General features: G+C 43.1%; 10 protein-coding genes. 3 read left to right on the top strand and 7 right to left on the bottom strand.

Translation table 11 applies throughout. The annotated features are described in order from the left end of the window. Window positions 1-11: 11 nt before the first annotated feature. Genes tssJ through FIU99_RS16715 form a run of 3 tightly spaced genes read right to left on the bottom strand, consistent with a single transcriptional unit; the run spans window position 12 to window position 2,505 of the window. Entirely contained in the window at window positions 12-512 is a 501-nt protein-coding gene (gene tssJ / locus FIU99_RS16725; protein WP_019277701.1) for a type VI secretion system lipoprotein TssJ, read from the bottom strand. Next, window positions 505-1,890, bottom strand: a complete 1,386-nt coding sequence (gene tagH / locus FIU99_RS16720) for a type VI secretion system-associated FHA domain protein TagH (RefSeq protein WP_006961133.1) — start codon at window positions 1,888-1,890, stop codon at window positions 505-507. The genes tssJ and tagH overlap by 8 nt, the downstream gene beginning before the upstream one ends. Window positions 1,891-1,902: 12 nt before the next feature. Next, a complete protein-coding gene (locus tag FIU99_RS16715) occupies window positions 1,903-2,505 on the bottom strand; it encodes a hypothetical protein (protein WP_006961135.1) in 603 nt (200 codons plus the stop codon). A gap of 498 nt (window positions 2,506-3,003) precedes the next feature. Here FIU99_RS16715 and FIU99_RS16710 point away from each other — a divergent pair, with 498 nt between their 5' ends. The 3 genes from FIU99_RS16710 to FIU99_RS16700 are packed head-to-tail and all read left to right on the top strand — an operon-like array spanning window position 3,004 to window position 8,229. Next, on the top strand, window positions 3,004-4,341 hold the full coding sequence (locus tag FIU99_RS16710) for a type VI secretion system ImpA family N-terminal domain-containing protein (protein ID WP_006961137.1): 1,338 nt from the start codon (window positions 3,004-3,006) through the stop codon (window positions 4,339-4,341). A gap of 2 nt (window positions 4,342-4,343) precedes the next feature. Further along, window positions 4,344-7,739 (top strand): type VI secretion system membrane subunit TssM, encoded by a 3,396-nt coding sequence (tssM, locus tag FIU99_RS16705; protein ID WP_039952112.1) that lies wholly within the window; start codon window positions 4,344-4,346, stop codon window positions 7,737-7,739. Window positions 7,740-7,776: 37 nt separating this feature from the next. After that, window positions 7,777-8,229 carry an Lrp/AsnC family transcriptional regulator gene (locus tag FIU99_RS16700; RefSeq protein ID WP_019277704.1) on the top strand — a complete coding sequence of 151 codons (453 nt, stop codon included), beginning with the start codon at window positions 7,777-7,779 and terminating at the stop codon, window positions 8,227-8,229. A gap of 68 nt (window positions 8,230-8,297) precedes the next feature. Here FIU99_RS16700 and tssG read toward each other — a convergent pair whose 3' ends face one another. The 4 genes from tssG to tssC all read right to left on the bottom strand — a co-directional run bounded on the left by tssG (window position 8,298) and on the right by tssC (window position 13,009). Then, window positions 8,298-9,296, bottom strand: a complete 999-nt coding sequence (tssG, locus tag FIU99_RS16695; RefSeq protein ID WP_006961140.1) for a type VI secretion system baseplate subunit TssG — start codon at window positions 9,294-9,296, stop codon at window positions 8,298-8,300. Beyond that, a complete protein-coding gene (tssF, locus tag FIU99_RS16690) occupies window positions 9,293-11,041 on the bottom strand; it encodes a type VI secretion system baseplate subunit TssF (protein WP_006961141.1) in 1,749 nt (582 codons plus the stop codon). Before tssF ends, tssG begins: the two co-directional genes overlap by 4 nt. Before the next feature lie 18 nt (window positions 11,042-11,059). Further along, window positions 11,060-11,470 carry a type VI secretion system baseplate subunit TssE gene (gene tssE, locus FIU99_RS16685; RefSeq protein WP_019277706.1) on the bottom strand — a complete coding sequence of 137 codons (411 nt, stop codon included), beginning with the start codon at window positions 11,468-11,470 and terminating at the stop codon, window positions 11,060-11,062. Between the two features lie 63 nt (window positions 11,471-11,533). Next, a complete protein-coding gene (gene tssC, locus FIU99_RS16680; protein ID WP_006961143.1) occupies window positions 11,534-13,009 on the bottom strand; it encodes a type VI secretion system contractile sheath large subunit in 1,476 nt (491 codons plus the stop codon). Window positions 13,010-13,013: the final 4 nt, after the last annotated feature.

Raw genomic sequence — 13,013 nt, 5'->3', positions numbered from 1 at the left:
TTCGTTGTCCCTTAAAAGTAAGTTTGCTCGATTCCACGCGTAGAGTTAAACGACAGTTCGCTTCCCTCCAGCTTAAGTTTTAAAAAGTACTCAGACTGCTCTTCAATTAATTCAACTTTTCTCCAAGAGGAACCATTGATATCGCGAAACGCCGCAGAAAAACCTAATGCACGAGTTCCAGGGTCAAGAGTCAGCACCTCATGAATTTTCTCACCCGGCTTCAACTGATATTCATAGCGCTTAATGTACTCATCACCAAGAGAGGCTTTGTCATTCTCAAACAAAGCAAAGAAGTCTAAATTTCGAAACAAGACTGGCGAAGTCAATTCATGAATTCTCAATATCACAGGTGACGGCTGTCCGCCCTCCCGCATGTTAAGCAAAGGAGATGCCTCAATGATCAGCTCGATAGAGGAAGTTTCAGGTGTGATACCACTTGATTCCTTGAACTGGTCCCACATAGAACAACCAGTTAAAGACAGGAATAAGAAAAGAGTGATTAGTTTACGCATATTTTTCTTTTAGAAGTCGATTGTAATTTTCCTGAACGAGTTTCTTTGTGCCTACACCGTGTACACCTTTCAAACTCTCCAAATAATGCAGTTTGTAGGTATCCCACAACTTTTGCTTGGCAAGAAAACCCTTATTCTCGCTTTTCTGCTCAAATATAATCGGGTCATACTGACTAATACTTTGCTGTACATAGCTGTTGAGCGCTTGCTCATACAGTGACTTATGCTCGCTTATCTCATCCAACATTTGTTCAACCAGCTCATTTGGTGAAAGCATACTTTGCTTATTCAAATCAAGCATTAAACTGATCAAATCTGTATCTGCAGCCGTTGGGGACTGCTTCAGTTCCTCAATCTCAACGAGTTCATGCTGCAACTTTGTCATACATAAGCGCAAACACATTCCCATCTGCTCAAATAGTTGTGGATCACTTTCTAGTAACTCATCATCTGTGACCCCTAAACCCTTCTTAAACGACGTCAACAAATCGCTATGAGAAGAGCTGGCGTTGATCTGGCTAAATTGAGGTTCCGGTGAAGGTTGATGTTCCGCTTTAGGAGCAACCTCTTCCCATTGTGCGCTTGGCGCCTTAATTTCACTTGGTACAGTTGCAACTGTTTGTTTAGGAGAGCCAATGGTAGGCTCCTCCTTCACTGATGCCTGCTGACGTTGTGGAGCAGGTTTAGGCTTTTCAATTTTAGGAGTCGAGCTTTCCTCACCTCCCATCCAGTCTTCAGGGATGAGGCTTGGTGCATCAAATTCGGAATACACGCTCAGACTATCATCCGCAATCTGGCGAGTTGACTCGTTCGTCACAACAAACTGATCTAACTCTTCATTTTCGGTTCGGATTAGATGATCGTCACTGTTATCCATTGAAAAATCGAGGTGAGTCATTGGATCAGAGGCATCAGACTCTTCAGGCTTTGTCTCTAGAAAAATTTCTTCTAACGGCCCCTGCTGTTCTTGCTCGACATACGCCTCTCCAAGATTGACGAGAGGGTCTGTCGTGTCACGGTCAGGGGTGATATCAAACGCGATGTCCGTCGTATTGGTCGTACGCTCAACACTGACTGACAACTCGTACTGACCTAAAACAATCGTATCCCCTTCGTGAATAGGAATAGGCTGATTCTTCAACAACTTATTCCCATTGACGATGAGTCCATTGGTACTCACATCGCTAATGTAATAAGCATCACCATAAATACTCACCAGACAGTGAGTACTTGATATGTAACGATTGTGGTCGACCAAAGGAACCGAACAACCCGGGTTGCGACCAATAGAGCCACCACTTTCTGGTAGCTCTACAAATTTTGCTCCCGTGTATTCTTCAGGATGCTTTGATATGACTATAACCAAGCGCTCTAACAAAGCTCTAATCCCCTAAAATAGAAGTGACACTGTAAGCTCAACACCGCCAAGGCCATCGTTGTATACAGGCAAAATGTAAGAAGCCTGAGGGATGATCTGTAGGTGCGCATCAGGATTACTGCCAAGCTTGATGACTGTACCAATGGTGGCGACAGCACCTGCTTCAAACTGATCAATATCTTCTAACTGAGAGCCGTATTTAAAGCCATCACTATCAACTACCCAGCGGTTTGAATACTGGCTGTAACCTGCAGATAGACCAGCGCCAATGTAAGGGGTGAAAATAGACCAGCTTCCTAGAGCGTATTGTGGAACAACACGAAACTCGTAGTTGGTTACTTCCTGATAGATACCGTTAGCAGGCGCATCGATAGATTCGTTGACGTAATTGAATCCTAACCACCATCTCCAGCGGTTATTATCCTCATCGATTGGTCGGGTATGCACAAAGCCATATCGCATTGTGTCAGCTGTACCGCTTGACCCTTCCTTGTATTCAATGCTGTCTATACTCAGCATACTAATGGAGCCACCATAGCGCTCCCCTTTCGCGTTAGCCGCCGCTGACACAGTACATGCCAATGCTAATAAGCCCAATCGACTTAACTTGCTCATCCTTTTATCCTCAAAAGGTCTAAAGTCAAAAGATAAATTAAAGATTCAGCAAAATAGCAGGCTAACTAACAAATTCAATAGCGAAAAAAATTCTCCGCGTAATTATGTTCTTTCTCCTATTGTTAACTTCCTTTCTCCTACGAAAATGGACATTTCAACTATCGAGCCAAAATTGCGCAGGCGCACACGATAATCCGTGAAAAAACTGATTATCATGTAACGATTAAATAACAATCACACAACTTTATAATATGATGTACATGTAGCCATACTGTAAATATTACACTTTCCACTATTTACTCTTTTCTCAATTAAACTTTAGTAGTAAACGATAGCGGTCACATTTAATAAACTTTAATTAGTTTTAAGTAATATCTTATCTACAAATTACTTTTCTCCTACGTAAAATCCACCACGAGATAATTAAGCATTATTAAATAAGAAACGAATAGAAGTGCGATTACATTTTTATAATTAACGTCATTTGGGTAGGATTTAATGTACTTTTCAGACTTTGCTCGGCGGCCAGTGGACGAGCATGCTCCTTGTGGAGTTAACCCAAACAATCTCGAAGAGTTTGAGGAAATAAAACGGCAGATCAATAATATCAATAAGGTTACTGGGCGCGTATCGTGGAAAAAAGTACAGCAGTTATCTAAAGATATTCTTAAGCATAAAAGTAAAGATTTACGTTGCGGGTGCTATTATGCCGTAGCTTCTGCACACAATGACGGCCTAAGCGGATTTGTTGATGGGCTAAACTCTATACTCGATTTATGCGTAGTGTATTGGTCGTCTTCATATCCTGAAGTTTCGAAAGCAAGCGCGCGAATGGGTGCTTTTGAATGGCTGGTCGAACATGCCGAAAGACGCGCAAAGCAATTCAATGTCACTGTTGAAGATAGAGCAATGCTTGAGGCTGGGCACAGAGTATGTCTTCGTATTGAAGAAGAATTACGACTTCACTATGGTCATAAAGCACCTTCTCTAGGCACTATCAGACGGTTGTTTAGTCAGTATGTCGACGAAATCAAAGAGCTCGAAGATAAGCAAGAAGCTGCTCAGAAAAAAGCCAAAGAGCAGAAAGAATCCCAACAAAAAATGCCTAGTCCTTCCGTACCGGGTGGTATCACAGTTAATGTAAAACCACCTGTAGCAGGGAAACCTTCTCCTGTTGAAACGGAAGCCGAAAAAAGCCGCTCGACAATTTGGACCGTTGCCGCTGTTGTTGGTTTATTTTTGTTCGCGTTGAGTGCCTACTATATCCACAATGATAAGGTTTTAAATAGCTACCAGCAGAAAATTGCATCGAACAATATTCCTGCACTTCTTGAGGTTACAGAAGACTTAAAGCGTGAAAACAAAGACACACTTAATAAGCTTAAAGAACCATTAATTAGAACGGTAGATTCTATTGTTTACGACCTAGATAAGTCCCCAGAAAAAATAGGTCAAATATCAGCCTTGGTTAGCATTACAGATAATTTATCTGAGCTTTATTCAGACTCCTCCTCTGTTAAAGTACTATCCACTGAACTCCAACGAGTCAAGTTACAGCTAGAAAAAGACTTTGACGATATAACTTCACGTTTTTCACGCGCCCGAACAGCAATTGCTAATCTAAATCGTGATTCTAAAGATGTGAATACAAAACTCGCTTATCAGTATAGCAACTCATTATTCCCACTACTTGGACGAATAGAGTACGCAGAAAAAACAAACAGCGCTGAAGAACTCGATCGCTCACTAATTTTAATCAACGTTTACTTGCATAAAATCGCACAACTTAAGGCGACGCAAGAGAATAAATCATTAAACCAAGTCGTGGCTGAATAACTATGCTAAAAAATATTATACGTCATCCGATATTCATCTCCACTTTGCTTGCGTTAGTTCTCATTGGTGGTTTAACGGCTGCACATTTCTTATACCCAGAAACCGTTTCAACAAACATTTTGTATATTGGAATTGCGGCCATCGCATTAGTGCTTTGTGCTTATCAACTAGTTCTTTTCTTTAAGAAGAGAAAACAAAATCGTGACCAGCAGCTAGAAACAGAAGAAGAGGCCTTGAGCTTAGTTCTTAGACCTCTACTCGTAGGTTCAAAGAAAAAACCAATCTACTTAATGATCGGTAATAAAGCTGCTGGTAAAAAGCAGTTTCTTACTAGTTCCAATGCTATCAAATCAATTGATACATCACGTACCAAGAAAAATGACTTTTTCGAATGGTATGAGTCTGACGAAGCAGTTTACCTAAAACCCGATCAAAGATTGGTGTTCCAAGAAGTTTCCGCGGCTGACTCGCTACTGTGGGATACTATGGTCGCGGAAGTGATTCGCAGCCGTCCACGTAAACCATTTGCAGGTTGTTTATTCTTTACTGACTTAGAATTCTTAATCATCTCTGAAGAAGAGCAGATCGATTATGCTCTGACGGCACTGATTGACAGAATTACGTCCATTTGCGATCAAACAAATACCGCACTTCCAGTCTATATGGTCGTCTCTAAGTTAGATAAGCTTCAAGGCTTCAAAGAATATGTCCAATTGAGCCCTCTTAAGCACAACGTTGAATATTTATCCATCGCACTTAAGGACGCTAAAGGTGTTTTGGTCGACTACTATCGCGATAGTTTCAACAACTTGGTAAAAGTAATTGAAAAAAATGCGTTGGATTCAACATCACAGTCAAATGACACCAAAGAAAAACAAGCGATACTATCTTTCCCGAAACAATTAGAAATTTGTCAGAAGGAAGTTGAGTACGTTGTTCAGCGCCTAAGTGAAGTTAACCGCGGAGCGTACTTCATTGACCTTAGAGAACTGTTTTTCTCATCATGTCTCCAGGGTGGCAGGAAGTACAACCTGTTGGCAAAAAGCTGCAGCACATACTTTAACTTACCGATTATCGCTTCAGAGCACACTCAGCTATCTGAAACGCCTTATTTCACTCGCTTCCTTGTGGAATCTCAGATTCTTCCAGAAGCCGATTTTGCAGGTGAAAACAAAACCTATCTAAAACGAATATTGCGACAGAGCCGCTTAGCGATGATTGCCTCTATCGTTTTCCTTGCTGGCGGCGCTTATTTGTTGGGTACAACACTCGATAGCAACCTTCGCGTGATCTATCAGCTGCTAAACATTGAAACAGGAGATCAAGCATCAGGCCAAGTACGTTTGCTGGATGACAAGCTAGCACAAGCAATCACACAGATCGAACCTGTCTACGATGCTTGGGTTGAAGGCAGCGAAGCATTAGACAAAGAGATCGTGTCTCTGAATGTGAGTCGCCTTGAGCCTGCGACAAAAATGGCGTATCAAACGCTCCTTCAATCGATTCAAAAGGAACTGATCCCTGTTATTGAGCAAACTTACCGTGTTCAACTAACCAAGTATCAGGATAAGCCAATTCAAGCCTTACCAGTGCTAAAAGGCTACTTGATGCTGAAAGAGCCAAGTAAACGCGATCTGCCGTTTATGACAGCTCAAACGCAATCGACTCTCTCAAAAGTCATTGGTGATTCTGAACAAGTAGCCTCTGCGATGAAGTATCTTAATGCATACTTCAGAACAGACTTCGCGCCTGTGAACATTAACATGGACATCGTGCGTGCTACACGCAGAAACTTGCTTGCACAATCTAATGTCGACCTTGTTTATGCTCAATTGATCAACCAAGCGAACTCTATTGACCTTGGTACTTTAAACATTGAACGCGCGGTTGGTTTTGACTTTAACAATGTATTTAACGACCAAATTGACCAAGAATTGCTAGATATTAGCAAGGTCTACACAGCCACCGGATTTAGTACCTTCTATCGTCCACGCGTCGATTTGATGTCAAAAGACGTGATTACAAACAACTGGGTTCTGGGGTTATCTAAGAATGTCACACCTTCAAAAGAAGAGCATGAAGCATTCAAAGACCAGATTCGTAAGAAGTATACCGATGACTATATCAGCTACTGGCGTAACGCACTCAGTGAGCTAAAAGTTAAAAAGTACAATTCAATTGGCGAACTGACTAACGCTATCGACCTTGTTTCTGGCCCTTCTTCACCTCTAACGACGGTACTTAAGCAGGTGTATTCCAATACGCACTTCTCTCCAACAGGAGAAAAGGAGCTACTAGCGAATAAACTGCCTACAGCAGCAACCGAAGCGATAGATAAACTAGCAGATTCAGCAGAGGAATTTGTTCAACCTGATTACTTGCTGATGCAACGCGTCGAACAGGCTTTCTTCCAGCTTAACCGTCTGCAAATCAACGAGACACCAAACTCCCCTACTCCATGGGATGAGATAGTGACTGCGTTGAGCCGCCTACGTACCTACATGAAGGACATCGCCGACTCACCAGATCCACAAATGGCCTCGCTACTGGCTGCGCGTTCACGCATGCAAAGTTCAGAAGCAGACCCGATTATCCGACTTAAGCAGATTGCTCAAAAGTCTCCGGAGCCGGTACGCAGTTGGCTGCTTGGTATGGTTCAGCAAAGTTGGTCTGTCATGATCGCAGAGTCAGCAAAAGGCGTTCAAACTCAATGGTATAGTGAGGTTTACACTAAGTATCGTGATTTAGCATTAAACAAGTATCCATTTGATTTAAATGCAGAAGAAGAAATTGCACTAGAAGACTTCGAGCTCCTTTTCTCTACCGGCGGCATCATCGACACCTTCGTTCAAAAGAACTTGGCGTCCTTCTATGACACTAACCTTTGGACACCGAAGCGTGTTGATGGCGAGACAATGCCTTTGACGCCTGAGCTTCTGGTCCAATTGAAAAACTACAATGTGATTCGTGACACGTTGATTAACAAGAGTACCAACCGTGTTTCAATCCCATTTACTACTAAGATTCTCGACCTAGACTCCAGTGCTATTCGTGCGACAGTCAAAGTTGCAGATTCGCAAATGAGCTACTACCACGGTCCAAGTCGCATTAGGGAACTGGAATGGCCACCTAAGAGCGGTGACTTTAACGTGAGTATTACTATCCAAGACGTAACTGATGAGGGCAAACAATACGTACTAAGCGAAAATGGCCAGTGGGCGATCTACAGGCTGTTGGGCCAATCCACACTAACAAATCAACATGATGGAAGTTTTGTTAGTGACATTACCGTTTCAGGTCGTGATCTGAAACTACGAGTGAAGCCACTCTCGCAGAGGAACCCATTTACCCTTGCGGAGCTGTATAACTTCTCTCTACCCGAAACCATCGACCTATAAAAAAGTAAACTTATAAAAACAACGTAAGGCAGGATATATGATGTCAACTACTAACCTTCAGGGCTTAGACAAACTAGATCGGAAAATTCTATCTAACCTTTTGTCTAATGGCCGCGAGTCAATCGCTAACCTATCGCGTAACATTGGCTTGTCACGTACCGCAGTCGCTGAGCGCATCAACCGACTGGAAAAAACCGGTATTATTAAAGGCTATACCGCACAGATCAGAGTCGAGCAAGAAGGCAGATCAGCAGCAAGCTACTTGCTGATTTCATGTGAGAAAGGTAAGAAAAATAATGTGACGGAAGCTCTTAAAGAGCTTCCTGAGGTAAGGCTAACGAGTATCGTTGGTGGAACTTATGACATTATCGCTCTAATTGAAGCGCCAGATCTTCAGTCGATACATACCCTGTGCAATGAAATTGAATCGTTTAACGGCATTCAGTCTTTAAACAACACAGTAGTATTGCATCAACCTATCCGACGCTAATCTTTCTCAATGTTTGAGTAGGACACATTAAAACAAAACCCGCGATTTCGCGGGTTTTTTATTGCCTGTTAGAGTTGGCCTATTTGTTTGATTGACGCATCTTTTGTACCTGGGTCACCTAACCACATCGTCTGTCCTAACAAATTGCCTTCCCCCTGCCCTAATTCATTTTTAGGAATAGTATCAAGCTTAACTTTCATAATGAGGTCCCATGCCAACGGATCGCGCAATATAAACTGCATTAACCCGATCAATGTCTTGTAGTTTGCTCGGCCTGGAAGGAAAGTTTGATAGGTAGAGAAATCAATATCTTCAATACGTAGATGAAACTTGCCCACTAAATCTGGCAAGGTTTTACCTAAATGCAGATCTTGACCAAGTACGCAATTAACATGATTCAGCTTATTTCGTTGAGATTGATGGATCGCAACACGTCGGTAAATCCACTCATCGACAATAACATTCTGCAAGCTGAAGTAATGAGCCACAATACCCGATATCAATTTAGGAGAGCGTGTACGAGTCGAGAGCTGGCTAACGTACGAGAGTAGCTTTGCTCTGTCTAACTCACTAACTTCTGCTTCCTGCATCACCGACGATAAGCCTAGAAGATGCAGCATACGACCTGAAAATGGGTCCTTAGCTTCACTCTGATATTGAATATGATAGCGGTATTTTTTCCATACTCGATAAACCAATGAGATATGTCGATTATGAAAGAAATCAAAGAACTGCTTAACCGGGTTATCTTCGTCGTCGCGGCCCGCAAGCTTTTCAGTGTATGAGGATGGTAACGGTGAACTCGAGCCATGAAGACCTAAAAAGGTAACTTCAACGCGCGAATAAGGGTTACCGTCCATTTCATAATGAGAAACAAAGTCTATGTCGCTTTTCGGAAACGCTAAACTTGGAGAAACACTGAATCGAATGTGTTCCTGCCAGATATACTTGTTCTGACCAATACCGTTGTAACTGTATTCTGTCTGAGATTGATAATGTTTTTCCAGCAATGAGACAGCTTGAAAGAAGCCAAACTCATGGGTTTCTTGTTCAATCTGATTAATCATAGAACGGTCTGTTGCCCCGCTAGACTTGGCCAGTGATAGTTTTCGCCGGTTTTCTCATCAAACACTTCAAGCTCAGTAAATGAGTTCAGGCTGGAATACAATCGAATGAACTCATTTAAGACACTCACCAACAGGAACATATCACCTTCATTGACAAAATACGTCGAGTCTACCGTGAGAGTAAATTGAGTGCCTCGAATAGCCGTGCCTCTAAATACCCTGTCTGCTGGCTTCATCTCCGTTTTCTTTATCCCGTCCAAGCGATGTATCGACGCTCGATGCGCCTGACGATCGACGCGGGAATGAAAGTCATAGGTCGATAGAAGCACTTTCAGTACATCTATGTTGGCCAGAGACAGATAGTTCAACGACATGTTTGCGATCAATTGCCACTGCAATTCACCGTTTACCTGTGGGCTCACCGACTGAGTCGGCTTAGTGATATTGGTGAATGTTGCGTACGTAGGGGAATTGTGTGATGTGTAAGTCACATCGCCTACCGACAAACGTTCTGCTAGGTCGCCATTACTACACGTAAGCTTCATAAGCACCGTTTCTGAGCCTAACTCGGCAATATCACTGGTGTGCGTATGGAAAGAGATATAACGTTCTAAGCCACGTCCACTGACTCGCTCAGATACCTTGGTTTTGTAAAACTCACGCTTGTCGCGCTGATTAATCTGATGTTCGAACGATTCAAATTCAATCAGCTTCTTACGGCTACGCTCGTTCTTACTCCAGGTCTCTACATTTTCAATCGAGTACACTTCGTAGTGATCTTGACTACTACTCTGAGGCCTGACTTTGTATTCGCTTCGGCGATGCTCCAGTCGAATCGGGTCACCATCTTTGCTAAATAGGTTAACGGCTGGTGTACAGTGCAATCGTAAGTGCTTGTCTTTTAATACCACTTCCGAAGGCAATGCGCGTTTAAAGACAAAAGACATCTTAACGGTTGAACGTTGTGGAACGCCACTTAGCCACTCTAACCCAGTCACATCGAAGAACATAAACTTCTCTGGTAGAGAAAAGTATTCCTGAAGCAAGCGATACCCAGCAAAGGAGTTGGTTCCGTATGGCAGAATCGCTTCATCATCACCAAAGCCAACAGGCTTAATACTGCTTGCAGGCAATTTGTGTTTGTATCCACCGCCAACATCCAACTCGATATAGTCCAGGTAACGGAACAACCAGAGATATAAAGTTCGCGTTACATGCACTTCACCGTGAAGATAAAAGCGCAACGAGTCCATTTTTAGCCTAGAAAGTTCCTGACCGTATTCTGCGGCTATTGTGACGTCAACGTTTGAACTCGTGCGACTGTTGGACTGTTCCACATTCGTGATACTGACAGGATAGAGTGCCACATCGTAACAGGTACGGAACAAACACTGCGTCCCCTCAACCTGCTCACTTGCCATTTCAGCACCACGTTTGACTACTGTTTTCTCAGTCACACTACCCACATGCGGTGATAGCTCTGATACACACATAGACGGAACAGAGCGCATGTAGTGAGGCCAAAGCAGAGTCATCAATGACTGCGTTAACTCTGGCAGTTCGTCGTCAATCTTTTCCCGAATTCTTCCTGTTAAGAAAGCGAAACCTTCTAGTAGACGTTCAACATCTGGGTCATAGACACCTTCACCCAGGAAATTCGTCAGTTTAGGATGGTATTTAGCGAACTCGCTTCCCGCTTCGCGAAGATAAGAAAGTTCATCCTGAAAATATTTACTGCTGCTCACGAAGAGTTTCTCCTGACTTTAAACGTTGAACTTACCGTCAACGCCCATGAACACATTGATAGACATTGGAACCTGACCACCGTTGTGAGAAACCTCACCAGTGATGCCGAAACTCAGCTGTAAGGGATTATGAAAGTCCTGACGATATGTGACTTCGATATTGCCCAGTCTAGGTTCAAACTTATGAATAGTCGTGCGGATATTCTGCTGAATATGACGCACTAAGTTTGATTGGCTAGCAAGGACATCATTGAAATCAGGAAGACCATAATCATTGTCTATCATTGCATTCCCGGCATGTGTGTTAAGCAAATCTGCGAGATGAATATGTATAGATTCAATAAGATGTTTGTGTGAAACAACTTTTTCGTAGCAATTCTTGGGCTCACCCAATTCAATGCGTTCGAGTAAGCGATAACCTTTTTCCATACTGACCTCTAAAAAGAACGGCCAGCAAAACTGGCCGTTCGAATCTTAAATTAGCTACTCTGATTACTGATCCAGTTTACCAACTAGAGACAGGTCAAAGCTCGCACCCATGTACTTGAAGTGAGGACGTACAGACATTGATACCTTGTACCAGCCTGGATCGCCTTCAACGTCAGATACTTCAACCTTCGCTGCGCGAAGAGGACGACGACCGCGTACTTCTGCTGGCGGGTTTTCCTGATCAGAAACGTACTGACGGATCCACTTGTTCAGTTCGATTTCAAGGTCAGAGCGCTCCTTCCAAGAACCAATCTGCTCGCGCTGTAGTACTTTGATGTAGTGCGCTAGACGGTTAATGATGAACATGTATGGAAGCTGTGTACCTAGCTTGTAGTTCATTTCCGCGTTTTTGCCTTCTGGCGTATTCGCGTAAACCTTTGGCTTTTGGATAGAGTTTGCTGAGAAGAACGCAGCATTGTCCGAACCTTTACGCATCGTCAGAGCAATAAAGCCTTCTTCTGCAAGTTCAAACTCACGACGGTCAGAAACCAAGATCTCTGTAGGGATCTTCGTTTCGATCTGGCCCATTGACTCGTAGTTATAAACTGGCAGATCGAATACCGCACCGCCACTTTGTGGACCAATGATGTTTGGACACCAACGGTACTTAGCGAACGATTCACTGATCTTAGATGCCATAGCGTAAGCAGAGTTACCCCACAAGAAGTTGTTGTGGTCATCTGTTACCAACTCGTCGTAGTCAAACGCCTTGATTGGGTTGTCTTCCACTGAGTAAGGGTTACGTAGCATGAAACGAGAAGTACAAAGACCTAGGTAACGTGAGTCTTCATGTTCACGTAGACCACGCCATTTCGTGTATTGAGGACCTTCGAATACCGACTTCAGGTCTTTCATGTTTGGTAGCTCTTCGTAGCTATCCAAACCAAAGAACTTAGAAGATGCCGATGTGATGAACGGAGCATGTGACATCGCACCAACGTTCGCCATGTATTCCATTAGTTTGATATCTGGGCTTGAAGACGTTAGCTGGTAATCACAGATTACTGCGCCAACTGGCTTACCACCAAACTGACCGTATTCACGCGTATAGATCTGCTTGTATAGACCTGACTTCACAACTTCTGGAGCATCTTCGAAGTCATCCAGCATCTCGTCTTTCTTCGCTGAAATAAGTTCGATAAGGATGTTTTCACGGAAGTCCGTGTGATCAACCAGATACTTAAGACCACGCCACGTAGATTCGATAGCCTGTACTTCTTCGTTGTGAAGAATCGCATCAACCTGCTTTGATAGCTTCTGGTCAATCTCACCAATCATCAAATCAACCAGAGACTGGTCAACTTTCTCGGCAGAGTTGTTACTTAAAAGTTCACCGATGAACGCTTCAACACCGCGCTTTGCAACGTCAAAACCTTCGTCACTTGGCTTCAGGCGTGTTTCGTTAAGAATGCTATCCAGAAGAGAACCAGATTCAGCCAACGCCGCTTCTTGTTCTGGAGCTTGTGCTTCTGCTGTCATAATA

Source organism: Vibrio sp. THAF64, from assembly GCF_009363455.1.
In the GTDB taxonomy this organism is placed as follows: domain Bacteria; phylum Pseudomonadota; class Gammaproteobacteria; order Enterobacterales; family Vibrionaceae; genus Vibrio; species Vibrio coralliilyticus.
The sequence above is the reverse complement of the archived record's forward strand: the minus strand, read 5'-3'. Positions and strand labels throughout refer to the sequence as shown.

What these genes read in the sequence shown, in the direction of transcription:
- tssJ (WP_019277701.1), bottom strand. Translation starts at nt 512, where the DNA reads ATGCGTAAACTAATCACTCTTTTCTTATTCCTGTCTTTAACTGGTTGT.
- FIU99_RS16715 (WP_006961135.1), bottom strand. Translation starts at nt 2,505, where the DNA reads ATGAGCAAGTTAAGTCGATTGGGCTTATTAGCATTGGCATGTACTGTG.
- FIU99_RS16710 (WP_006961137.1), top strand. Translation starts at nt 3,004, where the DNA reads ATGTACTTTTCAGACTTTGCTCGGCGGCCAGTGGACGAGCATGCTCCT.
- tssM (WP_039952112.1), top strand. Translation starts at nt 4,344, where the DNA reads ATGCTAAAAAATATTATACGTCATCCGATATTCATCTCCACTTTGCTT.
- FIU99_RS16700 (WP_019277704.1), top strand. Translation starts at nt 7,777, where the DNA reads ATGATGTCAACTACTAACCTTCAGGGCTTAGACAAACTAGATCGGAAA.
- tssG (WP_006961140.1), bottom strand. Translation starts at nt 9,296, where the DNA reads ATGATTAATCAGATTGAACAAGAAACCCATGAGTTTGGCTTCTTTCAA.
- tssE (WP_019277706.1), bottom strand. Translation starts at nt 11,470, where the DNA reads ATGGAAAAAGGTTATCGCTTACTCGAACGCATTGAATTGGGTGAGCCC.
- tssC (WP_006961143.1), bottom strand. Translation starts at nt 13,009, where the DNA reads ATGACAGCAGAAGCACAAGCTCCAGAACAAGAAGCGGCGTTGGCTGAA.